At 55.8% G+C, this 25,894-nt stretch carries 26 protein-coding genes and 1 pseudogene; 16 read left to right on the forward strand and 11 right to left on the reverse strand.

The features are described 5' to 3' along the window. The first annotated feature begins 126 nt into the window (after nucleotides 1–126). From ACZ1GM_RS10710 to ACZ1GM_RS10770, 13 genes are read left to right on the forward strand one after another with little or no spacing between them, the layout of a single operon-like run. Complete coding sequence (locus ACZ1GM_RS10710; protein WP_472676448.1) at nucleotides 127–693, forward strand: FliH/SctL family protein; 567 nt, start codon at nucleotides 127–129, stop codon at nucleotides 691–693. After that, complete coding sequence (locus ACZ1GM_RS10715) at nucleotides 690–2,003, forward strand: FliI/YscN family ATPase (protein WP_472676449.1); 1,314 nt, start codon at nucleotides 690–692, stop codon at nucleotides 2,001–2,003. The genes ACZ1GM_RS10710 and ACZ1GM_RS10715 overlap by 4 nt, the downstream gene beginning before the upstream one ends. After that, the gene (locus ACZ1GM_RS10720) at nucleotides 2,000–2,446 is read left to right on the forward strand and encodes a hypothetical protein (RefSeq protein ID WP_472676450.1); all 447 of its coding nucleotides are present in this window, start codon (nucleotides 2,000–2,002) and stop codon (nucleotides 2,444–2,446) included. Before ACZ1GM_RS10715 ends, ACZ1GM_RS10720 begins: the two co-directional genes overlap by 4 nt. Next, the gene (locus ACZ1GM_RS10725) at nucleotides 2,443–3,309 is read left to right on the forward strand and encodes a hypothetical protein (RefSeq protein WP_472676451.1); all 867 of its coding nucleotides are present in this window, start codon (nucleotides 2,443–2,445) and stop codon (nucleotides 3,307–3,309) included. Before ACZ1GM_RS10720 ends, ACZ1GM_RS10725 begins: the two co-directional genes overlap by 4 nt. 1 nt (nucleotide 3,310) lies before the next feature. Next, nucleotides 3,311–3,763, forward strand: coding sequence for a flagellar hook assembly protein FlgD (locus tag ACZ1GM_RS10730; protein ID WP_472676452.1), 453 nt, complete (start codon nucleotides 3,311–3,313; stop codon nucleotides 3,761–3,763). Continuing rightward, nucleotides 3,763–4,941 (forward strand): flagellar basal-body rod protein FlgF, encoded by a 1,179-nt coding sequence (gene flgF / locus ACZ1GM_RS10735; RefSeq protein WP_472676453.1) that lies wholly within the window; start codon nucleotides 3,763–3,765, stop codon nucleotides 4,939–4,941. Before ACZ1GM_RS10730 ends, flgF begins: the two co-directional genes overlap by 1 nt. After that, nucleotides 4,941–5,702 (forward strand): FliM/FliN family flagellar motor C-terminal domain-containing protein, encoded by a 762-nt coding sequence (locus tag ACZ1GM_RS10740; protein WP_472676454.1) that lies wholly within the window; start codon nucleotides 4,941–4,943, stop codon nucleotides 5,700–5,702. Before flgF ends, ACZ1GM_RS10740 begins: the two co-directional genes overlap by 1 nt. After that, nucleotides 5,699–5,968, forward strand: coding sequence for a FliM/FliN family flagellar motor switch protein (locus ACZ1GM_RS10745; protein ID WP_472676455.1), 270 nt, complete (start codon nucleotides 5,699–5,701; stop codon nucleotides 5,966–5,968). Before ACZ1GM_RS10740 ends, ACZ1GM_RS10745 begins: the two co-directional genes overlap by 4 nt. A 22-nt stretch (nucleotides 5,969–5,990) precedes the next feature. Then, a complete protein-coding gene (locus tag ACZ1GM_RS10750) occupies nucleotides 5,991–6,374 on the forward strand; it encodes a hypothetical protein (RefSeq protein ID WP_472676456.1) in 384 nt (127 codons plus the stop codon). Then, entirely contained in the window at nucleotides 6,371–7,132 is a 762-nt protein-coding gene (gene fliP, locus ACZ1GM_RS10755) for a flagellar type III secretion system pore protein FliP (protein WP_472676457.1), read from the forward strand. The genes ACZ1GM_RS10750 and fliP overlap by 4 nt, the downstream gene beginning before the upstream one ends. Further along, a complete protein-coding gene (locus tag ACZ1GM_RS10760; protein ID WP_472676458.1) occupies nucleotides 7,132–7,878 on the forward strand; it encodes a sigma-70 family RNA polymerase sigma factor in 747 nt (248 codons plus the stop codon). Before fliP ends, ACZ1GM_RS10760 begins: the two co-directional genes overlap by 1 nt. Before the next feature lie 20 nt (nucleotides 7,879–7,898). Continuing rightward, nucleotides 7,899–8,474, forward strand: a complete 576-nt coding sequence (locus tag ACZ1GM_RS10765) for a tetratricopeptide repeat protein (protein ID WP_472676459.1) — start codon at nucleotides 7,899–7,901, stop codon at nucleotides 8,472–8,474. A gap of 32 nt (nucleotides 8,475–8,506) precedes the next feature. Continuing rightward, nucleotides 8,507–8,851 carry a hypothetical protein gene (locus ACZ1GM_RS10770; protein ID WP_472676460.1) on the forward strand — a complete coding sequence of 115 codons (345 nt, stop codon included), beginning with the start codon at nucleotides 8,507–8,509 and terminating at the stop codon, nucleotides 8,849–8,851. Nucleotides 8,852–8,915: 64 nt separating this feature from the next. Here the strand turns inward: ACZ1GM_RS10770 and ACZ1GM_RS10775 are convergent, their stop codons facing one another. From ACZ1GM_RS10775 to ACZ1GM_RS10820, 10 genes are all read right to left on the reverse strand, one after another. Next, nucleotides 8,916–9,554, reverse strand: a complete 639-nt coding sequence (locus ACZ1GM_RS10775) for an autotransporter domain-containing protein (RefSeq protein ID WP_472676461.1) — start codon at nucleotides 9,552–9,554, stop codon at nucleotides 8,916–8,918. Further along, nucleotides 9,463–12,279, reverse strand: coding sequence for a trypsin-like serine protease (locus ACZ1GM_RS10780; RefSeq protein ID WP_472676462.1), 2,817 nt, complete (start codon nucleotides 12,277–12,279; stop codon nucleotides 9,463–9,465). The genes ACZ1GM_RS10775 and ACZ1GM_RS10780 overlap by 92 nt, the downstream gene beginning before the upstream one ends. Nucleotides 12,280–13,360: 1,081 nt before the next feature. Then, complete coding sequence (locus ACZ1GM_RS10785) at nucleotides 13,361–14,998, reverse strand: sodium:solute symporter family protein (RefSeq protein WP_472676463.1); 1,638 nt, start codon at nucleotides 14,996–14,998, stop codon at nucleotides 13,361–13,363. A 151-nt stretch (nucleotides 14,999–15,149) separates the two neighbouring features. Further along, nucleotides 15,150–15,434 carry a DUF4212 domain-containing protein gene (locus ACZ1GM_RS10790; RefSeq protein ID WP_472676464.1) on the reverse strand — a complete coding sequence of 95 codons (285 nt, stop codon included), beginning with the start codon at nucleotides 15,432–15,434 and terminating at the stop codon, nucleotides 15,150–15,152. A 141-nt stretch (nucleotides 15,435–15,575) separates the two neighbouring features. Then, nucleotides 15,576–16,853 (reverse strand): TRAP transporter large permease, encoded by a 1,278-nt coding sequence (locus tag ACZ1GM_RS10795; RefSeq protein WP_472676465.1) that lies wholly within the window; start codon nucleotides 16,851–16,853, stop codon nucleotides 15,576–15,578. Next, nucleotides 16,853–17,341, reverse strand: coding sequence for a TRAP transporter small permease (locus ACZ1GM_RS10800; protein ID WP_472676466.1), 489 nt, complete (start codon nucleotides 17,339–17,341; stop codon nucleotides 16,853–16,855). Before ACZ1GM_RS10800 ends, ACZ1GM_RS10795 begins: the two co-directional genes overlap by 1 nt. After that, nucleotides 17,338–18,369: a TRAP transporter substrate-binding protein gene (locus ACZ1GM_RS10805; RefSeq protein WP_472676467.1), complete on the reverse strand. Its 1,032-nt coding sequence runs from the start codon at nucleotides 18,367–18,369 to the stop codon at nucleotides 17,338–17,340. Before ACZ1GM_RS10805 ends, ACZ1GM_RS10800 begins: the two co-directional genes overlap by 4 nt. A gap of 240 nt (nucleotides 18,370–18,609) precedes the next feature. Further along, nucleotides 18,610–20,586 (reverse strand): TonB-dependent receptor, encoded by a 1,977-nt coding sequence (locus ACZ1GM_RS10810; protein ID WP_472676468.1) that lies wholly within the window; start codon nucleotides 20,584–20,586, stop codon nucleotides 18,610–18,612. Between the two features lie 41 nt (nucleotides 20,587–20,627). Next, a complete protein-coding gene (locus tag ACZ1GM_RS10815) occupies nucleotides 20,628–21,203 on the reverse strand; it encodes a hypothetical protein (protein WP_472676469.1) in 576 nt (191 codons plus the stop codon). Then, the gene (locus ACZ1GM_RS10820; RefSeq protein WP_472676470.1) at nucleotides 21,176–21,592 is read right to left on the reverse strand and encodes a TonB-dependent receptor plug domain-containing protein; all 417 of its coding nucleotides are present in this window, start codon (nucleotides 21,590–21,592) and stop codon (nucleotides 21,176–21,178) included. Before ACZ1GM_RS10820 ends, ACZ1GM_RS10815 begins: the two co-directional genes overlap by 28 nt. 179 nt (nucleotides 21,593–21,771) lie before the next feature. On the opposite strand from ACZ1GM_RS10820, the gene ACZ1GM_RS10825 reads away from it, so the two are divergent. Both ACZ1GM_RS10825 and ACZ1GM_RS10830 read left to right on the forward strand, forming a co-directional pair. After that, nucleotides 21,772–22,743, forward strand: coding sequence for a hypothetical protein (locus ACZ1GM_RS10825; protein WP_472676471.1), 972 nt, complete (start codon nucleotides 21,772–21,774; stop codon nucleotides 22,741–22,743). After that, nucleotides 22,635–23,783, forward strand: a complete 1,149-nt coding sequence (locus ACZ1GM_RS10830; RefSeq protein ID WP_472676472.1) for a sialate O-acetylesterase — start codon at nucleotides 22,635–22,637, stop codon at nucleotides 23,781–23,783. The genes ACZ1GM_RS10825 and ACZ1GM_RS10830 overlap by 109 nt, the downstream gene beginning before the upstream one ends. Nucleotides 23,784–23,871: 88 nt before the next feature. Here ACZ1GM_RS10830 and ACZ1GM_RS10835 read toward each other — a convergent pair. Next, a pseudogene (locus tag ACZ1GM_RS10835) lies at nucleotides 23,872–24,824 on the reverse strand (LacI family DNA-binding transcriptional regulator). A gap of 186 nt (nucleotides 24,825–25,010) precedes the next feature. Here ACZ1GM_RS10835 and ACZ1GM_RS10840 point away from each other — a divergent pair. Then, nucleotides 25,011–25,853 carry a 2-keto-4-pentenoate hydratase gene (locus tag ACZ1GM_RS10840; RefSeq protein WP_472676473.1) on the forward strand — a complete coding sequence of 281 codons (843 nt, stop codon included), beginning with the start codon at nucleotides 25,011–25,013 and terminating at the stop codon, nucleotides 25,851–25,853. Nucleotides 25,854–25,894: the final 41 nt, after the last annotated feature.

Genomic DNA, 25,894 nt, shown 5'->3' on the forward strand with positions numbered 1-25,894 from the left:
GCAGTGCCAAGTACCGAGAGCGTACCGGATGGTTCGGCACGTGATCGAACTCAGGAACCTCTCCAGCAGCATTCATCTGGCGACGGTCAATCTGCACCCACACGTGCAAGCGCAAGAGAAGATCGCTTGGCTCTATCCCGGCGTATATCGGAGCTGGAAGAGGCGCTGTCCAAGGCGACCTCCGCCGCGCAATCGGACGCCGATGATGCTCACAAGAAGGGTGTTGAGGAAGGGCGTAAACTTGGCCGCGAAGAGGCAGCCAAGAGCGATCGGGAACGCCTGGAACTTCTCGAAAAATCCATGAAGCAAGCCAGCGCCGACACACTCGCCGCATTAGATGCAAAGCTGGATTTTGCAGCGGATCTGGCGCGTGCGGCAATAGCGCGCATCCTCGGTGAAAGCAGCCAGTATGCCGGGATGGTCAATGAAACCATGATGCACTGGCAGGCCAATCTCGCAGGGTCCGACATCCTGAAGGTTCGCGTCAGTGAACAGGATTATGCAGATGGAATCCTGCTGCACGAGATGCGCCAGCATCTTGGCTCCGTCGAGGTGCAAACCGACGCTACATTAAAATCCGGCGCGTGCATCTTCGACCTGCAACTGGGTGCACTTGATGCCTCGATTCCGCTTCAAGCTAAACGAGCCGATGCGTTGCTGCGCGAACTGACAGCTGCGGAAGAACCGGCATGAGCAAACCGGCGCACCTGCTCGATATGCTTAAGGCGAGCGACTTTGCCGAGTTCTCCGGCAAGGTGTTAACGCTTGGGCAAAGCGGCATCACGGCTAGTGGGCCTTTATGTGCGGTCGGCGACATGTGCCTGATCGGAGACGACGACGATGCGCCTTTGGCCGAGGTTGTCGCGGTTGAGCAACGCCGCATCAGCCTCTTACCACTAGGGCCAATTGACGCGGTGTTGCCGGGTGCAAAAGTCCGTCGGTCGGAGGCGCATTCCGTGTTTCGCAGCGGTGATGCCTTCGCGGGCCGAGCCGTGAATGGATTTGGCGCCCCGATTGACGGCGAAGGGCCAGTTTTGGCGCGGCCTCATGTGGCTCAAGGCGACACAGCCGCGCTCGCGAAAACGATTGTCCCGGAACGCGTTGTTACAGGTCTGCGCGCGATTGACGGCTTGCTACCCATCGCGAAAGGGCAGCGCATTGGAATCTTTGCCGCGAGCGGTGTCGGCAAAACAACGCTCATTGAGCAGCTCTCAACCAGGATCGAATGCGATCATATCGTTGCCTGCCTGATCGGCGAGCGCGGGCGAGAAGTCGAACGCCTTTGGGCAATGCACCGCAAGAACGATCAGCGCGAAAAAACCACATTGGTTGCTGCCACGTCCGACGAAAGCGCCAGTGCGCGGGTTCGCGCCATGCATCAAGCGCTGGCGCTGTGCGAAGCATGGCGCGCGCGAGGCAAGCATGTAGTCCTTTTCGTAGACTCGATCACGCGGCTCGCGATGGCTCTGCGTGAGATTGGTCTCGCTGCGGGCGAACCGCCGTCCGTCCGCTCCTATACGCCCAATGTGTTCGCCGCCCTGCCCAGCTTCATTGAGCGTTGCGGCGCAATCAAAGAAAGCGGCTCCATCACCGGCATCTTTACCGTGCTGAGTGAAACGGATGACGTCGATGACCCAATAGTCGAAACGATGAAATCGATCCTGGACGGGCACATCATCCTGTCACGAAAATTGGCGGAAAAGGGACACTATCCCGCCATCGATATCGCGGCATCAGTCAGCCGAGTTTCGGATCAGGTTCTGGATGAGCGCACACAAGCAGCCGCGAACACCTTGAAGCGCAACTTTGCCGAGTACGAAGATGCGCGCGCGATGATCGAAAGCGGCATTTATCAATCGGGCTCGAACGCAGCGATTGATCGTGCGATCACTTTGCAACCAAAGATCACTGATTTTGTTCGCCAGAAAAGCCCGGACCGCAATGGGCTGAAAGATACCGATGCGAAACTGATGCAATGCGTTGCGCAAGGGGGCGCAGCATGACCACCTCGGCACATATCGCGGAGCTAGCCGCACTGCAGGCACTCAAAGAACAGCGGTGCCAAAGTGCCGTCAATGCGGCAAAAAATGACTGCACAAAGAAAGCGGAGACTGCGGCGGAGTTTGGAAGCAAAAAGGACGCTGCTGAAGCGCATCTTTCGCATATCTTTAGTTCACCGACTTTCTGCCCTGATCGCATGCTTCTCGCGACCGGATCACTCGCCAATGCAGAGTATAATCTGGACGTAAGCGAGCAGGCTCTGGCCGACGCTAAGGTCGAGGAAAAGGCCGCACGTAAAGGCTGGGCTGAGGCGCAATATCGTTCCGACCATCTTGCACACCAAGGCAAAGCTTTGCGGCGCTCTGAGGCGCAACGCCGTGATGATCGCGCTCAGTCGCAAGGCAACTCTTTACGCGCAGCGCTCAAGCGAGGAAATCAGCCATGAACGTGGGTCCGTCTCATCTGTCTGTCTTGCCGTCAGCAAATGGCAAAGGCACGCAATCGTCAGATCGCGATGGCGCCAATGCTAAGCAGTTGGATGGCGCATTTGGCCGCATCTACGGCAGCATCAATACGGGAAATCAGGGCCTCTCGGGGCGTGAACTCGAAGCTCATGCGCAAGAACATATTTCGCCGCATCTGAGACTGCTGCAAGCAGGCGCGACGTTGGCGTCGGCCGACCAGTATTACAGCCTCGACGTCGTTATCGGAGAAGATGCCGTCTCGTTTGATGCGCAGCCCATTGTTGGACCTTCAGCGACCGATCCGCTGACCAATCTGGCTGTCGAGGAAAGCGCAACTGAGGCCGTTCTTGCTACGTCAGTCACCACAAAAGGTCAGGTCTCCGAAGCGACAGCGGCTTTCGATCAACTGGACCCAGAGCCAGAGTATCGCCGCCAAGGTGAAGGCCTGAGAGATACCAACCCGCGCACCGCCAAATTGCTAGGCAACGCCGCGCCGATTGCCGTCGCGCGGGCACAATCTTCCGGGATTTCAGGCACGCAGAAACCGGCTCCCGCATCTGTCGGCCAGACGAGTCAGCCACAGCCACACACCAAAGCCCACATTGCCCCCGAACAGCCCGCCACAAAAGCCAGCGCCACCCAGCTTTCGCCGCAGCTCCAGGCCCGTGCTCAACTGTTCGCGCAATTGATCGCATCGGCATCTGAATACCGCGTAGCGACCCGAGGCCTCCAGCTCACTCAATCCGAACAGGAACGGCTGGCCAAAGACATTCGGACCGCGCTGCGCAGCTATGGTTTGGCAGACCTGCCGGTTGTCATGACTTCGCAGGCTGGGGCTGGCTAGCATGCAAGAAGTCCCAGCAATTCCACCCAGCGGCCCGTCCCAGCCCGTCAATCAGCCGAACACGCAAGGCGGCACCGATGCGACCGATCAGTTCGGGCTTGGTTTTGAAAGCCTGCTGCAAATCGTGCTCACGCAGCTGACATATCAAGACCCGTTGGAGCCGATGGACAATTTCGAGTTCGTCTCTCAGCTCGCGCAGTTTTCGCAGATCCAACAAACGCAGGAAATGAGCGATAATCTGGAAGTGCTCGTCGCAGCACAATCCACTGGGCAAGCCGCCAATCTTCTGGGACGTACCGTCGATGTCGCGGCGGGATCAGGCCAGCTTACCGGCCGCGTCACGGCCGTCGCTTTCCAGAACGGCTCACCAGCACTCACCATCGAAACAGCCGACGGCGCAACCATTAGCGGCCTGCCACTCGGCAATGTCAGTCAAATCAGGGAGACCCAGTGATGTTTGGTTCCATTTACATCGGGATGTCCGGCCTCAACGCCTATTCGCGCGGGCTTGAGACCGTCAGTAACAATGTCAGCAACCTCAATACGCAGGGCTTCAAGGCGAAGGACGTTACCTTCAGCAATGTCTATGGCACTGGCAGCGAGGGCGGGCTTGAGTTCGGCAATGGCCAGACTGGCAGCGGGCACGGCGTTTCAGTCGACGAAATTGCAACCAATTTCGATCAGGGCGAATTGCGGCAGACCGGGCGCGACCTTGACCTTGCGATCGATGGCAATGGTTTCTTCGTGCTGCTTGATGGCAATGAACAGCTCTATGCCCGCACGGGCAGCTTTGCGGTCGACGATGATGGCTACATCGTCCTGCAAGGCAGCGACAATCGCCTCGCCGTGCTGGACGAGAAAGGGCGCCCGGTCGCGCTCAATATCGACAGCTTCCGCACGGATGCACCCGAGGCGACTCAACGCATCGCTTTTGCCGATAACCTGTCCTCTACCGCCACAGAATACAGCATCCCTGATCTGACGGTGTTTGGGCCGAATGGAGAGGAACAGGTCTGGTCAATCGCGTTTGCACGGCCCGAGACCGAGAACGACCGATGGTCAGTCACAGTTACCAATGCCGACGGTGATGAGGTCGGCATTCAGACATTGGAGTTTGAAAACGGCCAGATTAAGCCTGGCGGCGGCGAGCTGGAGTTCGAAGACGAAGACAACGGAATTACCATCACGCTTGACTTCACTGAGAGCGTGACATCCTTCTCCTCAGGCTCAGTATCCACATTGCGTGCCAATGATATTGATGGCCATGCGACCGGCGCGCTTGCGACACTGACCGTCAACAACGAAGGCCAGCTCGAAATAACCTACAGCAATGAGGAAACCCGCGAGCTGGGCGCGGTCGCCATCGCTGATTTTCGTGACCCGCAAGCGTTGGAAGAACGCGGCAATGCGCTGTTTGCGTATTCGGGATTTGGTCAGAGACAATTTCTGGCGGCTAGCGATAGCCGAGTTGGCTCAATCCTCTCCCAACGCCTCGAGGCATCCAATGTCGATCTGGGCAACCAGTTTAGCGATTTGATCCTGATTCAGCGTGGGTTCCAGGCGAGCAGCCAGATCATCTCTGTCACTAATGATATGATTCAGCAGCTCTTCGGCATCAGGGGTCAGGGCTAGTGTCTGGCGCAACTCAATGCACACCCTGGCTCCCCGCGAGTTGCCTGACCTCGCGCCGGGCAGCCGAACCTTTTGAAAGGATCGTCGCCGCCTGGTCGGAGGAATGGTTCGGCAAGAACGGCTGGCAAGTGCTGGGTACCTGGGACGCGGTTGGACGTCCAAACGCGAAAGAGTGGGCGGTTCTGCGTGACGCGGCACGTTTACAGATTAAGGGCAAACCACAGGCGTTACAGTCTCTCGCGCTGGCCCTGCTCAACGCAAAAAAACAGCCGAAATATACAGAGCAAGACTTGCGACTGATGCGGCGGGTCGCGGCAAAAGCACTCGACGATTTGCAGATGCGGATTGAGGGAAGCCTTGGCACCGAGATAACGACGCCATTGGCATACTCGATCACAAATGGTGCGAGCTATTCCTTGCTGATTGGCGTTGTCGGCGGCGCACAATTGGCGGTGGAGTGCGGTGCTGCGGACCTGGTCCAGATTGTCCGCCAGTCTTTTTCCAGCAGATCGGATTTGGCCGAACTCGCATCTCGGCGCGATGGTTATGATGACGAGTGCGTCCCAGTCGCGGCATCGCTCGGTCAATCTTCGCTGACCGTGCAAGAAATCGAACAGCTCGAGATCGGCGACATAATCGTGCTCGATAACGCCGCCGGAGACCCAGCTTTGCTGACCATTGATGAACAGCCCACCACCCTACCCTTTCGCCTTGGCGAAGACAGCGGAAAAGTAACTCTGGAATTACAGGAGGTTTCATGACCGAAGCGACAAAAACCAAGAAAACGAAAGTGGGTGCGACGCGCGCTAAACTGGTCGATCACGTCGAGGTGAATTGCGAAGCCATTTTGGGCGGCGGAAACATCTCAATCGGTCGCCTGAACGACATGACGAAGGGCGATGTAATCACTCTGGATCGCAGCCCGGCGGACCCGGTTGATATTCGCGTGAATGGCAAAACCATCGCGCGCGGCGAGATTGTAACGGTGGATGACAAGTTTGCTATCCGCCTGACCGAGATCGGCTGACCGAACCTCAGCGGAACCGTCGATGTCAGCTCTGTTTCACCTCACTGCCGCCGCGCGCGAAACCACGCACTTCGCGACGGGTAGCGACCCGGATATTCCGTGGCTGCGGATTATCCTGGCCTTCCTGTTTTGCATCGCGCTCGCAGTGGCAGCGATCGGGTTTATCCGCGTGCGCAATGGCATGCCGCTGATGCCGGATCGGATTGGAAGCTCGATTGCAGGGACCAATGAGAGCGCAAGTTCGCAGTCTGAACGACTCCACATCACACAGCGCCTTACCATCGCGCCAAACAGCCAGGTTATCGTGCTGAAACGGGGTGAGCAGAACTACCTGCTGCATGTCGGCGCTAACGGAGCGACCGAGATCGACCGCTTTGTTGATGAGACGGATGGAGACAGCGCATGACACTCCGTCTCGTCATTCTGATCATCGGGCTGGTTTGCGGGGCGCTGCTGGCTTCGCCTGCCTTCGCCGCTGCCGCCATTGCAGAGACCGCGCTGAACGCGGCAACCCCGGACGTTGCGACCGGAAACAATGTCGAAACCGAGGTGACGCGCACTGCGCTGATCCTGACGCTTCTCGCCATCGTCCCTGCATTCATCGTCACCACCACCAGCTTCCTACGCATCGTCATCGTACTGGCGATGGTCCGCCATGCTTTTGGCATGCCGCAGACACCGCCGAACATCGTCCTGACCAGCCTGGCGTTGTTCATGACCGCATTCCTGATGGGCCCAACACTCAATCAGGTGAATGACAATGGCCTCACTCCATTCATGGAGGGGACCGCCGACATGCAGCAGGCCATGGATGGCGCGGGCGGTCCGATAAAGACGTTTATGCTGCGACACACGCGCGAGCGGGATATTGAGCTGGTCTACTCGATCGCCGATACACAATTGCCCGAAACGGCCGAGGAAGTTGAGCTGCTCAAACTTATCCCGGCCTTCATCATGAACGAATTACGCGTGGCCTTCACGATTGGCTTTGTCATCCTGCTGCCGTTTTTGTTGATTGATCTCGTGGTCGCCTCAATCCTGTTATCGCTCGGTATGATGATGGTGCCACCGCAAACCATATCGCTACCCATAAAGGTATTGATGTTCATCCTGATCGATGGCTGGAGCCTGGTGATGGAGGGCCTGTTAGGCAGCTTCGGGTAATGGCCGAGAGAGGCTCTTCGCAAGGTCTGCAATTGCTTGTGCGTGATGAGCGCGCTGAGGCCGCAGACTGGCGCCGCCACATCGAAAAGCCGTCTCCCAAAACGCGCGGGATCCTGTTTGACCGGTATCAGGATTTCGCACGCAAACTTGCGACTGGTGAGTGGCGCAAGATCGGTGATTTGGGCATCGACAGGATGGATTGCGAGCAGGTCGCGTTCGAGGCGCTGCTGCAATCAATAGATCGTTATGATCCGCACAAAGGCGTGCCCTTTACTGCTTTCGCACGGCTGCGCATCCGCGGCGCAATCCACAACACCTTGTCCAAGACGACCGAAGCCACCGCGCTTTACAGTGCCAAAAAGCGCATTGAACGCAACCGCATGCGGTCTCTTAAACAAAGCGCGTCGTCTGACACAGCAGATACTCTGGAGGTCTTACGGGAGCTGGCCATCGGTATTGCCATGGGCTTCATGCTGGAGGACGCAGGCGATGCGGGTCTCGACGCCATGCCCAGCGACGATCCATCGGCATATGATGCAGCATCGTGGCAGCAGCTCGTCAGCGAACTCGACAACCGCCTGTCACGGTTACCGGAACGCGAGCGCCTGATCCTCGAATATCATTATAAGCGCGGCGTGCAGTTCACAGAGATTGCCAAGCTGTTCGACGTCAGCAAAGGTCGCATCTCACAGCTCCATAGCCAAGCATTGAAACGTTTGCGCGTTTCACTGTCCAAATTTCGTTGATCCAATGGGAAACACACAAAATGACTGATCAACTCGCCAGCGACGACGCCATCAACGCTCTCGTCGCGAAGCTCCAAAGCGAAGACCAGGATGATCTGAAACCAATCGATACGCTCTTGTCAGAGCATCCAGACGATCCGCGACTGCACTTCATGCGTGGTTCGGTTCTTGCCGGAAAGTCGCAGCCGATTGAGGCGCATGAGGCGATGAAACGTGCGGTCGAGATCGCACCTGGCTTTGCCATTGCGCGCTATCAGTTGGGCTTCTTTGAACTTACCAGCGGCGAGCCTGAGCGCGCGCTCTCGACCTGGGGGCCGTTACTTGCAGAAAGCGAAGACAATTATCTGCGCGTTTTTGTGGAGGGGATGACTCACCTCATTCGTGACGAGTTTCCTGAGACGGTCGCCAAATTCGAAACTGGTATCAAGCTCAATCAGGAAAACCAGCCGCTCAACAGCGACATTCGTCTGCTGATCAGCGAGATCGATAAACTTGCCGCGAAACGGGCGGAAACACCAGATGGCGACGATGATGAGAACTTGTCGGCCACATCGCTCATCCTCGGGCAATTTGGCAGCAATCGGACCATCAATTAAGTGCCTATAACGATGCGACTGGACTGTAGCTCATGACCCGGATCACAAACTCCGAACAGGTCATGGCGCTGGTGCGCAATCAGCTCCAGCGTATGTCCAAGCGTGAGCGAGCGGACAAAACGCAGAAAGCCCAGAAGACCGAAAGCCGCGGGCTAACTCAGCAAGAACGAGTGGTCGCGCTGGGGGCCGTCCGCGATTTGTCTGACGAGGACTTCACACAGGGCTTTGTCCGTGCGCTCTTGAGCGAAGAGTTTGGCGATACTGTCAGCCACTCGCCGCAATTTCAAAAGATCGTTGAGCGCACGACAGATGCTATGCGCGCTGACCCGGAAATCGCCGCGCTGCTGAAAACAATGCGCAGCGAGCTATCCAGCTAGCTGACAAAAGATCGCGGGAGACGGTTACGCCCCCCGCGATTGATTAGCATAAAGACACAGACGCTTAGAAACGCCAGCTTACATTGACGCGGCCTTGATTGTTGGTCAGCGGGCCGCGACCGAGATCAGACGTCCCACTCACGCCGATGCTCAGACGCTGGCTCAGCGAAAGGTCAACGCCAGCATTGATGGACACCCATTCAGGATCAAGCGCGTTAACGATGCTGAACGGCACATCTGGTGCGCCGAAGAAGCTCGCCGTGATAACATCTTCGCTGTCCGCCAGCTCGCGGGCATAAGCCACAGACCCGAATGCACTCAGGCGACCGGTTTGACCGACAGCGCGATCAAGTGATGCCATCATGCCGACTTTTGCACCAAGCGATGTGAATGACCGATCCTGAACGTTGAGACCAAATGATCGTGCGCCTAGCTCGGTATACCCACTCAGATCATTGCGCAGGTAATCCAGGCTTGCGACCGGGCCAGCTTCCAAGCCTGAAAGAATGTCGATCGCGAACCCGGTGCGAACCCCGCCAAAGGTCTGGCTGCCATTGGCAAGGCCTCGTGCAGTGTCATATGCCAGGCTGAAATCGCCCTGACTTGCACGGTCAAGCGTGAAGTCCTGACGAGCGAAGCCGACATATGCGTCGACAAAGCCCTGCCCCATTTGCCCGTACCGCGTAGAAAGAGCCTGAGACACTGGTGTCACCATTGCCAGACCGGGCACCGTTGTTTGCGGCTGAGTTGCGGATGCTCGTCACCGCAAATCCGACACTGATGCCGGGTGAGACGCGCATATCGGCGCCAAGTGTCAATTCACCCGCTTGCGTAAATGCCGCTTCCTCTAAAGCGCTTGTGCCGGTGCTGCGCTCCTCTGCGCTGACCAGGAATTGACCACTGACCGTGCTGAAAAAGCCCAATTGACCGACCGGCGCCGAGCCAGTCTGTGCGATGCCAACACCTGTTCCACCCAGCGACGAGAAGCCAGCAACGCCTTTGCTATCGCCGCGCAGAGACAGCATGCGCTGACTGATCTGCCCGGTGAAGCGTTGCGAGAAGTTGGTCGCCAGAGTTGACTGATTGAAAGCGCTCGTTGGCATTAACGAACTCAGCGTTGGCACCAGACTGCTCGCTCTCGCACCATCCACAACGTCAAACAGGCCCGCGAACTGATCGAAACGCCCTTCAAAACGCAGCGTATCAAGTGCCGCCCCGAGTGAGCGGAAATTTGGTGTTCTGGAGAACAGGTCACCAAGCCGCAGGGCGTTGATGCCAACCAGCACGTCGCCATCCTCCACGCGCGATTCCGCGAAAAGCAACGGTGAGAAGCTGATCAATTGCGTGTTGTCAAATTCACCAAGGATTGAGCTTGCACTGAGCACGGTGAACTCATCACCAAAGCGGGTTCGGCCCGATTTTGAAACGATGAGATTCCCCGCAAGGCTCGCATCCCCTGTCACCTGCAACAGGTCGGAACTGTTGCCCCGTCGCCGATTAAAACGCAGGTTGGCTAGCAGCGTGCCTTCGCTGGTCTGGATATAATCGCCATCAATCGTGAGCGTGCCTATCCCGAACAGCCCGCCTGGCGCGATGCCAGCGCCAAGGTTGAACACAGCTTCGCTCGCAATCGTGCCCTCGCCAGTCGTCAGACCACCGAACAATGCGGTCAGGCCAGCGTTCAACTGACCGTCAATGCGCGCAATTCCGTTGAACTGTTCGTAGCCAATGATCGCGGTCAGGGTGCGATCTTCGGGCAGGCGGAAGCTGGCGAACCGGTGGTCGAGTGCAAGTTTGTCGATTTCTACGTCGATATCCACCAGCGTGCTGCCGAAACGGTTAAGCAGAACATCGAAATACTGCGCGGGCGCTTCAAATGAAACGCCGGGGGTACCGTCGGTGTTATTGGGCACAAACCCTCTTGAACCTGGCCCCAACAACGCAGAGGATTCCGGCAATTCACTGCCGAAGTTCGGCGTGCCCTCTGGCGGCAACGCTGATGATTCTACATCAGCATAGCCGGAGATATCCTCACCCAGAATAGTGCCAAGCTTCGGACCAGTTTCATATACACCGCTTTCCGAACCACCGGGCACTCCGTTCACCAGGTTGCCGCTGCCATCATCGATCAGGAAACCTGGATCGAGATCCTGTGTCCAGTGACGCGGATCAGACCAGCGACCGAAACCACGCCGCGCCGAGACATATTTGTACGGCGTGTTCTCTGTGATGAATTCAAAGAACGGGAAGAGCGGATTGTAAAAGCTGATGTCGCTATAGGTGTTGCCGATCCCGAAGAAATCGAACCCACCGCTCAGGACAGCCGTGATGACCGGAGGCCCGCCGAGTTGGTCGGCGATGAGTGGCGAGCCGCTATCGCCGCCAGCGGTGCCCACTTCATTGGGCAATGCATCGCCATCAAACCAGTCAATCGCCTGTACGGCGGCGAGGGACTCACAGCTGATATTTGATCCTGTGAACTCGCATGCCGCCTGCTCCTCTGGCGTGCGGAAAGGATTATCAAAATCAGTCCAGTGGAAGACCTGCGTTACCTCTCCCGCCTCTGCGGTCGGCGCGAAGTCGGGGAAAATCGTGTCGATCAGATCCGCAGGTGAGCCCTGCGCGCCCAGCATGTTTTCGCCGACCCGGCGCAGGAATCCAATCCCGATATCGCCAGTCTCGGCAGTGCCAAAGCCGCCATAGCCCACTTGTACCACGTGAGTCAGTTCTGTGAGTGGTGACAGAAGGATCGGCATTGCCGGCACGTCTGTGATTGGATCGTCGAGCGCGACAAAAGCGATATCTGCCCATGGGAACGGCAGCGCGCCGTTATCAAGGTTGGACGATGGGTGGATCACCACATCGGTGCTGGTCGCAACACCCCCGTCGGCATATCCAGAGCCGAAGTCCAGATACTCGAACAAGCGAATACTGGTATCCACGCCGGTCGCCACGAGCACTGACGCGTCGGCCACATCTGCCAAGCCATAGCTTTCCGAGGATGAGCTGTTGAGGCAGTGCGCAGCGGTCAGGATAGTTCGCGGATTAATGACCGTGCCGGTACAGTTAAAGAATACCCCGCCATCGACGTTGTCCTGAATGAAAAGCTGTACGACCGAAGGTTGCGTATCACCAATGTCGACCGAACCCTCAAGCCCGACATCATCGCGCGATATAATCTCGCGCGTGGGCGGAACAGGATTGGCTTCATATGATCGACGAACACTGAAATCGGGCAACTGTGGGATATCGGGCGTAGAAATAGATGACGGCAGTGCCTGTATTTTGAAACCTTCAAAGCTACTTCGCGCATCCAGAGAAACTTGATCATTTTCCTCTGACGCATTGGCTGCGTTAACTGGCATCGCGATCAGTCCTGCTGAAAGAGCAATGGTGCCTACAGTAACAAAATACCTTACATTTTTCATGATCATCCCCGATTTCGACTCAAAGATGAATGAAGGATACACGAAATATTGATAGAGTCTCGAAGAACTTCGTTAACCTTTTCATAGGCGATTCAAATAAATCTCTTTTTGAAACGATTAACGTGGAACTGAGATTGCTTACCCGGAGCCTTTTGTCACCACATCCATTTTCGGAGCTCATGTGCTTTCTCAATCGTTCAACTGAGAATCTGATTGGCCGTGATGAGGGGGCGCTGTGCGGCGACACTCGGAACCAAAGTATTCCGAGCGCAGGCATCCAACACCTTAATTTTGCCCTGAGCTTGAGCAGTCAAGACAGAGCACACAAAGTGCTCGCAACATCCACTACGCCGGCAAGATCAGAATACTATTCGTAGGCAATGAGCTCTGTTGTGCTCACTCTCGCGATCCACGTACATCAACACCACTCATCTTGTCGATAAGCAGATACTCACTATCCTGCGAACCAAATGGAAAACAGAAGTACATCGTCATAGCGAGTCGAATCACCCAAGGATAATGTTTTAAACAATTGAATTATATGGCTAATTTAGAAATATATTTACCGACCTGCGTAAAGGCAGGAGGAGTCTTAATTACCTTGGTCAATGCAGATGAAATCGCAGGAGCATGAGTCTTTCTAGACATAATCAGAAATTAGAAAGAAAAAGATCTACGACGGTTGGATCAACGCCGTGGCAGGACAAGTCAATTGTCTGAGCAACACCGGACGAAGGAATTTGATCATGACCGATCGAAGGCGTACTCTTCAAACTTCTACATGCTACGAATGCCTGTCAAACGACCATGTCTGGCTCACACAATATGTCATTGGGTGGCTGATACTGGGCTTCTTCGCGATCGTTGCGTTCGTAGTGATATCTGGACCGCTAGCCGTCTGGGCACAGGCATTATGCTTTCTAGCGCTTTTCGCACAGACGTTCCGACCGGTCATAGCCGCTCGGACATACCGCCGGACAAGGCGCACGCAAAAGCGCAAGTGAGGTGCACGATTTTTGCGTCGACTCCAAGTTTGGCGGCGTATTTCGGAGAGGCATGTGGTGCATGACCTCATGTTGCATCAATGCACCTGCGCATCGCCCGCACCACGCGGTACACGGATGGAATCGACCAGTGTGCGGATTTCGGGCGGGGTCTTTGCGGTCATACTCGCCACGACAATCGCCACGCCGAAATTGATCAGCATTCCGATCACGCCAATCCCCTCGGGCGAGATGCCAAACAGCCAGTTGTCAGCGACGTTCGCCGCCGGGTTCACCAGCTTGAAATAGGCGATGTAGCCGAAAGTGAAGACCAGACCGGAGACCATCCCCGCGATGGCGCCTTCCTTGTTCATCGCCTTGAAGAAAATCCCCATGAAGATCGCCGGAAACAGGCTCGATGCAGCAAGGCCAAAGGCAAAGGCGACAACCTGCGCGACCCAGCCGGGCGGATAGATCCCGAGATAGCCCGCAACCACAATCGCCGCCGTTGCGGCAACACGCGCGGCCAGCAATTCACTCTTGGCGGAAATGTTCGGGACGAAGGTTGATTTCAGCAGATCGTGACTGACTGAGCTTGAGATTACCAGCAGCAAACCCGCAGCCGTCGATAGCGCCGCCGCCAATCCTCCTGCTGCCATCAACGCGATGACCCAGCCGGGTAGCGCAGCAATCTCTGGGTTGGCGAGAACCATGATGTCACGGTCGACGTAAACTTCGTTGATGTTGTCAGCATTGGGCGCATTGGAAACCAACCGCTCGCCCGATGCACCTGTTTCACCGGTGAATTCGGGCTTTCCAGCAAACGGATCGCCGGCGCGGTATTGCATCACGCCGTCGCCGTTCTTGTCCTGCCACGCGATCAGGTCGTTGCTCTCCCAATTGGTGAACCAACCCTCCGCCTGACTGTATTCAGTATCATCGACCTTATCGACGAAGTTCAACATAGCGAATGCGCCGACTGCCGGAGCCGTGGTATAGAGCAAGGCAATAAACACCAGAGCCCAGCCAGCCGATTTGCGCGCATCGGACGCTTTGGGGACCGTGAAGAAGCGCACAATTACATGCGGCAGGCCCGCCGTACCAACCATCAGCGCCATGGTGATGCAGAACACGTCGATCATACTTTTGGAGCCTTCGGTATAGGCTCCGAACCCCAGATCAACGAGCACGAGATCAAGCTTTTGCAAGACGTACAACCCAGACCCGTCATTTACCTCCGATCCCAGTCCGATCTGCGGGATCGGAGTGCCAGTGAGCATGAAACTGATGAAGAAGGCAGGGACCATGTAAGCGAAGATCAGCACGCAATATTGCGCAACCTGCGTGTAAGTGATGCCCTTCATCCCGCCGAGCACAGCGTAGATAAACACGATCCCCATGCCGATGATCACACCCCAATAGATTGACACGTCGAGGAAGCGTGAGAACACGATCCCGACCCCGCGCATCTGCCCGGCAATATATGTGAAGCTGATGAAGATCAGGCAGATCACTGCGACCACGCGCGCGGCCTTAGAATAATAACGCGTGCCGATGAAATCAGGGACTGTGAACTGCCCAAACTTGCGCAGGTACGGTGCGAGCAACAGGGCCAGCAGCACATAACCACCAGTCCAGCCCATCAGATACACCGATGCGTCATAGCCAAGGAATGCGATCAGCCCTGCCATTGAGATAAAGCTCGCCGCGCTCATCCAGTCGGCGGCGGTGGCCATGCCGTTGACGACCGGGTTTACCCCTCCCCCGCGACATAGAATTCCTTGGTCGAACCCGCGCGGCTCCACAGTGCGATGCCGATATAAAGCGCAAAGCTCGCGCCGACGAAGAGGTAGATCAGGGTCTGCGTTTCCATGTGTCAGCCCCGGCTCAATCGTCGAGATCGTATTTGCGCTCAATCTGACGCATTCGCACGACGTAGACGAAGATCAGCGCGATGAAGATGTAGATCGAGCCTTGCTGCGCAAACCAGAAGCCGAGCGGATACCCGCCAATGCTGAACTGATCGAGGAAATCGCGAAACAGAATGCCCGCGCCGAAAGAGCAAGCAAACCAGATCACCATCAGTGTGACAAGCAGGCGGATATTCTCACGCCAATAAACTCCTTCGGCAACGCTGGTTTCCGTTTCTGGCGTTTCGCTATCGACGGCCATGACTTGCCCCTTCTTTTCGCGTCTAGTTTCGGATCTTTAGACCTACCAACTAGACAATGTTGATCAATTAGAACGGCCAGAATGGTGCTTCCACCGGCACTGGCTTCGCACGGAATCAAATTCGCTTCCCTCGCCGCAAATCTAAAACGCATTTGGCAGGTTTAGAGAAAGCGCTGGCACAAAGGTGATTATCGCCAGCGCCACCAGCAATGTGAGGTAGAAAGGCCAGATCGTGCGGACCATGGCAGAAATCGCGATCTTGCCGACAGCTGAACCGACAAATAGCACCGAGCCAACCGGTGGTGTGACCAGACCGATGCCGAGATTGAGCATCAGAATGATTCCGAAATGCACCGGATCAACGCCGGTCGCCATCGCTACCGGCAAGAAGATTGGGGTCGTGATCACAATCAGCGGCGCCATATCCATGAATGTGCCAAGCAGCAGCAGCATGATGTTGATAATGATCAGAGTCAGGATTGGATTGTCAGTCATCAGGCCGATCAAGCTCGCCAGCGCGGCAGGCACTTCGAGCAGTGCGAGTGCAAAACCAAACGCTGTCGCCGCGGCAATAACGAAAAGCACCATAGAGGCAGTCCGGACCGATTTTTGTGCGGCCTCGAGAAAACCTTTCCAGCCCAGGCTGCGATAGACAAAAGTGCCAACGAGCGCCGTGTAAATCACCGCGATAGCCGAACTCTCGGTCGGGGTGAAAAAGCCGCTCAGAATACCGCCCATGATAATCACGCCGGTCATTAGACCGGGGATCGCGTAGATAAACGCGAAGAAGAATGCACGCCATCCTGGGAAGTGCCCTTTTGGCAGCCCGCGCCTGCGCGCCACCAACCAAGCGGTCACCATAAGCATCGCGCCAGTGAGAACCCCCGGGACGATACCAGCCAGAAACAGGTCGCCAATCGACACCCCAATTCCGGATGCCGCCGAATAGATAATCATGTTGTGGGATGGTGGGATGAGCAGGCCGACCACCGCTGCCGTGACGGTCACATTGACTGCATAGTCTTTAGGATAGCCCTTCTCTTCCATCAGCGGCACCATGGTAGAGCCTATCGCAGAGGCGCTGGCGATGGCCGAACCCGAAACGGCTCCAAACATCATTGACGCGCCCACATCAACGAGGCCCAACCCGCCGCGAACCCGGCCCAGAGCAGCATCAGCTACCCGAACAAGCCGATCAGCAATTCCTGAGCGGTACATGAGGTCACCAGCAAAAATGAAAAACGGGATCGCCATCAAGGTGAATACACTGATCCCAGCTGCCATCCGTTGCACGGCGACAACCAGCGGTATGTCGATCACCATGAAAGTTGCGAGCGCGGCCCCAAACAGAGCAAACGCGACTGGAACTCCCAGTATCAGTAAGAGTAACAATACGCCGAAGAGAACGAGGATTTCCATCAGACTTCCTCGCTTTCTGGCGCGCCATCACGTGGTGCCGCTTTGCTTTCGTTGAGCAGATGTCCTGTCGCGAAAACCGCGATCAGCAAGCCGCACAAAGGGATCGGAATATATGCGAAACCACGGCTTATGCCGAGGCCAGGCACAATATGATCGCGCACCAGCCAGGCTAGCTGCGCGCCATAGAAAAGTAAGATCACCCCGGCGACCGCCACCAGTAGGTGGATTAACCGACGCAAAGAGCGCGTACTGCGATCCGACAGCTGGCTTTCCAGCAGCGCAATGCGAATGTGAAACCCTTCATATACACCTGCTGCTGCGGCAAAGAACACGTACCAGATCATCAGGATCAAGGCCGCCTGTTCTGACCAGGATGGGCTTGCATTAAGCACAAACCGGCCAAAAACCTGCCATCCGATGATCGCCGTCGTCAGCACAAGCCCGGCAGCCCCAATCTTAACCAGAAAGTTGGAAACCTTGAGCATCATTCCGTCCCCTTGCGCAGCGACAGAATACGATCGACCAGCTCTTGCTGACGCGGCGTCTCGACGAATTCACCCCACATGCCCATCATTTTTTCGGTAAAGGGAGCCGGATCGACCTCGTTCACTTCAACGCCTGAAGCGAGCACGATCTCCATGCTTTTCGCGACCTGCGCGTCCCATAACCGGCGCATATATGGGACGGATTCCTTGGCCGCCTGCCGAACCAACGCTTGATCTTCGGCGCTCAGTTTGTCCCAGCTAATCTTGGACATCACGAAGACTTCGGGCGCTAGCAGATGCCTCGTGAGGCTGTAATAGCGCGCGACTTCGAAATGCTTGCCACTCTCAAACGACGGCCAATTGTTCTCCGCCCCATCGATTACGCCCTGCGCCAGCGATTGATAGACCTCGTCCAGCGGCATTGGCGTGGCATCCGCGCTGAGCGATTTGATCATTGCAACATAGAGATCTGAGCCCGGCACGCGCAGCTTCAGACCAGCCATATCTTCAGGTGTCTGGATCGGCCCGCGTGTGTTGTAGAATGACCGCGCACCAGAATCGTAGAAACACAGCCCGATCAGCCCGTGTGGCTCAAGCGATGCGAGAATTTCCTCACCTATATCACCATCCAGGCTGGTGCGCATATGCTCGGTGGATTCGAACAGGAATGGCAGCGCGGCAACCCGTGTGAGCGGCTCTATCGAATTGAGTGGTGCCAGGTTGACCCGATTGAAATCAAGTCCGCCAAAACTTGTGATCTCCAGTGTATCACGCTCATTGCCAAGCTGGCCGCCAGCATACATTTTCAAGCCGAGCCGGCCATCGGTCCGCTCACTCAATGTCTCGCCAAAGCGAATGACCGCCTGCACTGTTGGATAGCTGAGCACGTGCGTGTCCGTCGCGGTGAACAGACTGGAGAAACGGGCATTGCATGCGGCAAGCATGGCCAGCGAACTGCCTATCATCACCCGGCGAGAGATATTTATCATACGAAAAGAGCCAAGATCATTCCCATCATTCGCCATCAGCATTTAGCCGCTGTTGTGAGCATAAGCGAGGAGGTCCCTACGCTGCGTCGACATGCCTGCTTGCCTCACCTGCATCTCATCTTACCGGTCTTTGGCTTTCACATCCTGACTGACAAGGGTGGCTGTGCCTTCTCAAAAGAAGCACATCCTTCAAGAGGTTTCAGAAATGGTGGTCGAACGCCCGGAGCTTCCAAAGTCTTTCCGCATCGGATTGTCTTGAAAGCCCCGAGCCTACCCGTTCGCTTAGAACCGCCCGCGAAGCCCGAAGGTGAAGCGGCGCCCTGTCTGCCCAATTGCGTATTGTTGACGAAGAGCCGATGTGAACACTTCTTTTTCATCCGTCACGTTCACCGCACTCAGGTTGACGCTGACCGCCCTTGTGATGTCGTAAGACATCGACAGATCGAGCTGCTTGATCGGCTCACGGAAACTATTGCCTCGCGTTGGATCATCGGCATTGCCCAAATCTTCACCAATCAGCGAAACCCGCCCCTCACCTGTTCGCTCGAGAAAGCGCGTGCGATAGGTGTAAGCCGCGCGGGCACTAAACGGTCCCTTCTCATAATATGCGGTCGCATTATATGTGTGGCGCGAAATGTCTTCCAGAGGCGACCCGTTGGGATCTTCGCTGTCGGCCAGAGTGTAATTCAGCACAATGCCGAAACCATCAAGTGCACTGGTGATCACCCCGAGCGGCGTTTGAAGACCCAACTCAATGCCCTTGATTTTACCTGACTCGCCATTGGCCACGCTGTTGGACTGTAAACCGAGTTCACCCAGAGGTGTAAACGGAACGACCGCATCACCATCATCAAGCACTTTGATCGGATCAAGTGTGCCATCAAGACGACAAGCGACCGTGGAGAGAATACCGCGATTGTTATCCAGCACACCGATGATGTTTGGCTCATTCAAGCACAAAATAGTGTTCTGGAAAAAGGCATCCACATCTTTGTAGAACAGAGCGACGTTCAGGAGCGCATCTTCGGCAAAATACCACTCCGCAGACACGTCATATTGCGTTGCCCGGAACGGCTCCAACTCGGTGTTGCCGATATCACAGCGAGAAAAGTTCGCAGAGCACGTAAGACCCGGTGACAGATCAGAGAAGTCAGGCCGGCGCAAAACCTTGCCGTAACTGAAGCGTACCAGCACATCTTCCGATGGTGCGAACTTCAAGTTCACGCTTGGAAGAACGTCGGTATATTCCGAATCCCCCGAACGCGGAATGATATCACCGTTCTCGTCAGTGCCGAAACCGTCGACATCGACTTTCGTTCTAACAACACGCGCCCCGGCAACACCTTGCATGGGAATACCGAAGATGTCAGCCTCAAGATTTGCCTGGATGTAACCAGCCAGGGTTTCTTCCTGCGCATCGGTGACCGAACTCTGAACGATATCCGGAAATTGGGGGATAGAAATAGGCGTCCCGTTGCGGCGCGTTAACCCCTGCCCCTCGGCAAAGTCATTGAATCGCGCCCGCGTTGCATCGATCCCGCCAGCACTGAACAGATCGGTATCAAATCCCAGCCAGTTATTGGTAATATAGTTAGCGTTTGAACCTGGGAAAATCGTATATGGCACCTCGGTAAAACCAAAGCCGAGCGCTGCCAATGCGTTGAAATCGAAAAAGATCGGATCGCCGTTTGCATCGAGCAAATCGCGATGCAAATTGGCAATATTTGTGTTGAAGTCACGGAATGAGTTCGAACGATCCGTGTATCGACCGCCAATATCAACCGAAGTGATAAACCGAGGCCAGTGATCGCTCACATTCTCATACGTCACATCCACGCGAGCAGCGAATTCATCATTGTTCGTATTGGTCACACGGTCGCGGAAGTTGCGCAGCACGTACAATGTGGGATCAAGGAAGTTGACGAAGCTGTCGTCGAGACTCAGCGTCGCTGATCCGGTGTCTGATGTGAACTCGCCCGGAATCGGAACAAAGTCGGGCAGCTGCCCGATACCGTTGAAATTGAACATAGTGTTAAAGCGAATTTCTTCGGGCGCGCCAGCGCGACCGCCGCCTTGCAGATCGTTTGGATTTACAAAAGCTGCCTGAACGCTTTGGTTCGGACGCGTGCTGTTGGAATCTGCATAAGCGACCTCAGCGGCGACTGACCACATCGGGCTAATGTCAAACTCGCCGCCAAACGCACCGGACCAGGTTTCTGTCTTACGCGGTGAAACCGACGAGAATGAACGGAACGTCACATTACGATTAACAAAGGGGCTGGCAAAATTGGCAGGGTCGCTCAGAACCTCGAACGGTACCGATTTACATCGATCCCGCTATCCGACGTGAAGAAACCAAAGCTGGTCTCTTCCTGCGAGAAATCGGTGTAGGCCACATCAAAATAAAGGTTGCCGACGTCCGATACCGGAGCCCATTGCAGCGAAAGATTCGCGCCGAAACGTTCACGATCCAGATTTCTTGAGCGGATGGACGCATCCTCAGCCCAGACCACATTTTCGCCATCGACCTCCCTAACCCGCAGTCGTTCGCGGGTTGAGTCCGCCCGTAAGGTGCGATCTTCCCAGGAGAGATTGAGCAGAACCCCGAACTGACCGGCATCGGTATCCCAATTCTTACCAACCTGTCCGCTTGCGCGGTAACCCAGGTCATCGGCCAGGTCATTATACTCACCCTCCACACGGGCGCTTAGCGCAGGCTTGGTAAGCGCTAGAGGACGCTTGGTCCGCAGGTTAACGGTGCCACCAAGCGCGCCTTCGATCATTTTTGGAAGCGGTGATTTGATAACATCAATCGCCTCGACAAGATCAGAAGGAAAGTCTTCGAAATTCACGCCCTGACGTACCGGTGTCGCCAAGAGTGGTCCGTACCGTTGACTTCAACCCGGTTCTGAGAAAGGCCGCGAATGGAAACGCCGCTGCCAACGCCAAATTCCGAATCAATCGCAACGCCGGTCAGCCGCCGAAGAGCTTCGGCAATGTTTTCATCCGGAAGTTTGCCGATGTCTTCAGCTACGATCGAATCAATGATTCGTGGATCATCGCGCTTACGGTTCAGTGCCTCGGACAACGACTGACGAATACCTGTCACGACGATCGTATTCGGATCACTCGCTGGAGCACCCTCGTCAACTTCTACATTGCCTTCTTGAGCCGCATCCTGCGCATGCGCTACACTCGATATACCCAATGTTGCAGTAGAAACGGACGCCAATAATAACGCCGTGCGCACACTCCATGTGTTCATGACACTCTCCCCATGTGAATTTTCGACCGCGGTTACGGTTCAATTACTAGAAACAGCAAAATGGCACCGGTGTCAATAGCGGTTTACACCGGTGTCATTGCGATGTTACCCAGGGGCAGTTGGTGCAAAGTGCAAGCTGCTCAGGCTAGCGCAATGGGCGCCGAGGGAGAGGAAAGAGCATGAATATTACGCGAAGCCTTTGTTTCCATTCCGCCTTTACAGCACTGCTTGTATCGAGTGTGAGCTTTCAAGCTAGCGCGCAAGAAGACGGCGCTCGCCCACTTCTTGCGCCCTATATCGCTGATCATAGCGTTCTTCAGCGCGGCGCGGAGGTCGCGATTGCTGGCTTTGGTCAGCCGGGTGAAATGATAACCCTCAAAGTAGATGGTCTGGAGGGCGATGCACCATTTCGAGCCGAAGCAACGGTCGATCAGAATGGTCGATGGAAAACGGTGTTGCCGCCTCAGAAGGCGGCGACCAATATCTCGCTTGCCGTTCGTTCCGAGTCCGACCGCGAGGTAACAGCGAGTGATATTCTGTTTGGCGATTTGTGGCTTTGCTCGGGACAGTCCAACATGGATCTCCCGATTGAGAGGGCCGCGAACAGCAGAAACGTGCTCCGTTCAATCGGCGACGACCCCGTGCGTATCATGCAGATTGCCCAGGCAAGTTCCGCCAATCCGGGGACAACATTCGCTAGCTCCATACCCTGGGGACAGGCGACGGCAGAAAATCTTCCGGGCTTCTCGTCTGCCTGTTGGCACATGGGCCTCGAACTGACCCGTAGAACCGGGGCGCCCATAGGCTTAATACAGGCGTCTCGCGGCGGGTCTTCGCTGGAGGATTGGTCGTCCATCGAAACGATGGCCGCCATGGGAAATCATGATGCTGACATCGCGCTTCTTCAGCAATACGCCACCTCGCCCAAATCAGCCACAAGCAACATTGATGCGGCGACCGAGGAGTGGGCAAAGAGTGTCGATCCCGGCGAACATGGCGGTTGGGCCACGGTACCGAATACGATGATGCGCAATGGTTATCGATGCAGCTGCCCGGATATTGGGAGCGCAAGGGAATTAAGGAACTTGCCTCTTTCAGCGGCACACTATGGTATCGTCGAATCTTTGAGATCGACACAGAACGCGAGTTAGGCGGCGATGCCATTCTGTATCTTGGGCGCGTCGATGAACGCGACACTGTTTGGATAAACGGAACAAAGGTCGGCACCACGTCGATCAGTGCCCAGAATCGCGCATATGCGATCCCGGCGGGCATCTTGAAACAAGGCAGTAACCGGATCGCCATAAGGGTTGTTGACCACAAGGGGTCGGGCGGATTGGCTGGACCGGCAGATGCATTGAGGTTGGAGTATGGCGATCGCACCATGTCGCTGGCGGGTTCTTGGAAGTACCGGGTCGGCGCGGCATCAAGAGACTGGTCTTCGAAGCCGCCTTTCGTCCCTTGGGCCACGCCGCGCGGCATGTCCGTCCTTTACAATGCGATGATCGCACCACTTGAGGGAATGCAGCTTAAAGGCGTTGCTTGGTATCAGGGCGAATCGAATGCCTCGGAATACTCGGCCTATGCGGACCTGTTCCCAATCTGGAGAGATGACTGGCGCGATCACTTTGGCATGCCAGACCTGCCCTTCGTGGTCGTTCAATTGCCTGGCTTCGGAGCATTGAAAGACGAACCAAGCGACCATCGCTGGGCGCGTATGCGGGAGGTTCAGCGGCTTGCGGTTGCGGACGATACCCGGTCCGGGCTCGCGGTGTCGATAGACCTCGGAACGGTTGATGACATTCACCCCACACACAAGCTCGAACTGGGGAACCGTATGGCTCGGGAGGCCATTCGGGTGGCTTATGGAGGAGAAATCAGCGCGCCGGTTGAACCTTTGGCAGCGCGGCCAGACGGGACAGATATTGTCGTCACATTCAAAACCGATGCTGCCCTGCCCTTGCGGGTAATGGGTGGCAATCGTCCGATTGGATTTGAATTGTGTACCAAGGACGAATGCCGATTTACCGATAGCACAATTGAAGGTGGGACAATTCGTATCTCTGGCGAAGGGATTGCGGCCTCCGCCATAACCGAAGTCCGTTATGCGTGGCAGGCATCGCCAATCGTCAATCTCTATGACGCAGTCGGCATTCCGGTCGTGCCATTCCGAATGGCGATTGAGCGGTGATGGATGTTTGGTCAGCCTCTGTTAAAGGCGCGGCGCTGCCACGGACGAGCGCTTGACGATTTCCGAAAGGAAGCGTGACGGCTGATCATTAGCGCGCTCCGGATGGATCAATTTGAGTGCGGTACGCTCTGGCCATGGCAATGATAGGCCAGCGGACTGTCGTTAGCGGCGGCCAGATATGCGCGGCGATCGACGTATCGTCAAAACCGATAAGCGAGAGATCGTCGGGAACGACCAGCCCCTTTGGCAGGCCGCATGCAGGGCGCCGGCGGCCATCTCGTCATTGCTCGAAAAGATCGCGGTCGGACGGTTTGCCAAATCCAGGAGTTTTTCGGCAGCCGATAGCCCGCTCGAAAAGGTGTAGTCCCCCTGCGAAATCAATTCTTCCGGGCAATCCATGTCGCTTTTGATCATCGCCCGCAGAAAACCTTCACGTCGTTCGCGGGCCGATCTAAAACCACGAGGCCCCGCAATAAGGCCGATGCGTTTATGTCCCATTGAAATCAGGTAACTGACGGCCTGTTCAACGACTTCCCCATCGTTAGATTCTACCAAATGGGCACTCTCATCCAAAGGAGCGGAACCCATACGCACATATTCACACCCGAAATCGCGACATAGTTCAGCCAGAGAATCGTCTTCTGAAATCGGTGGAAGTATCAAAACCCCATGCGGGCGCTGTCGCTCGAGAAAGCTTCGAACATCGCACAGAATATCAGGAGATTGCCGATCCACTGGCCGCACGACTAGCGAAAACTCGGTATCCCGGATCGCATCGAGCACGCCTTCCTGAAAATTGAGTAGCATCTGCGCATTCGGATTGTCGTGAAGGATCCCTATCAGAAAATTTCTGCGCAATGCCAAGGCGCGGGCCTGAGGGTTGGGTACGTAGCCCAGTTCACGGATGATCGTTTCGACTTTTTCACGCGTGTTGGACTTCAGCAATGGAGATCGGTTGATGACCCTGCTGACAGTTTTCTTCGACACGCCAGCCGCGCGCGCAACATCATTAATCGTAGGCTTTCTATCCGACGTTCCCATCAGGCGACGGTCTGTTTTGTTTGAGACATAGTGTCGGCTACCCCTAACCCATCAAGCTGGGCCGAGTAGCGTTTACATGCGAGCTCGTCAAAGCGAGCTACCACAACAACCGACTTGCGCAGCCAAGCATATTGGCTATGACACCGGTATCTTTTTACTCGCTGAAAGCGGAAAGGCAGAAAAAATATGGACAGACAGTCCATCCGGAATGTCGCGCAAGCCTTTGTAAATGCGCGCGTAACCATGTCGGCTATAAACGAATTTCCAGGGCCTCAACCACAGAGCCTGGATGAAGCCTACGCAATACAGAATGCTGCCCTCGAGCTTGCGGACAGGGGGATCATCGGCTGGAAGGTCGGGCGGATCAATTCACCTGACGACATTCGGCTGGGGGCCAATAGATTGGTAGGCCCGGTTTTCGAAGGTACGGCTCGATATTGCCACGGCGATCCGATTGAGATGCGCGCTTTTGCAGCTGGCTTCATAGCAGTCGAAGCCGAATTCATGCTCAAGATCGCGGATCGGATACCGCCTACCCTGGATGATAACGCCTCCGTCCATGATTTTATCGATGAGATAAGGATCGGTATCGAAGTCGCTTCATCCCCCTTCAAGGGCATCAATGACGGCGGACCGTGCGTGACAATTTCCGACCACGGAAACAACGCCGGGATAGCGTTGGGTCGCGTCGTTGAACCGGAGCTATGGGGATCGCTCGATGATATCTCTGTAACTACACTTATCGACGGGAAAGCGGTCGGTACTGCGACAACCCGCACCATGTTGGATGGCCCCTTTGGTGCGGCGAAGTTTCTGATCAATAATCTGCGCAGTCGCGACCTCGCCCCTAGGGCCGGACAATGGATTTCATCGGGCGCGATAACCGGTGTCCATCAAATTCGCGTCGGTTCGACGGCATGCTGCAAATTCGACGGCATTGGATCAATCAGCGTATCAATAACCGGTGGAGTTATCGATGTATCAGCCGATTACGTCGAACAGGATGCAGAACCAAACTCTTTGCAGTAACGGACTCCGCCGGAGCGATGCCAATCCTGCGGGGTGCCGGC

Source organism: Qipengyuania sp. JB2-7 (assembly GCF_055693485.1).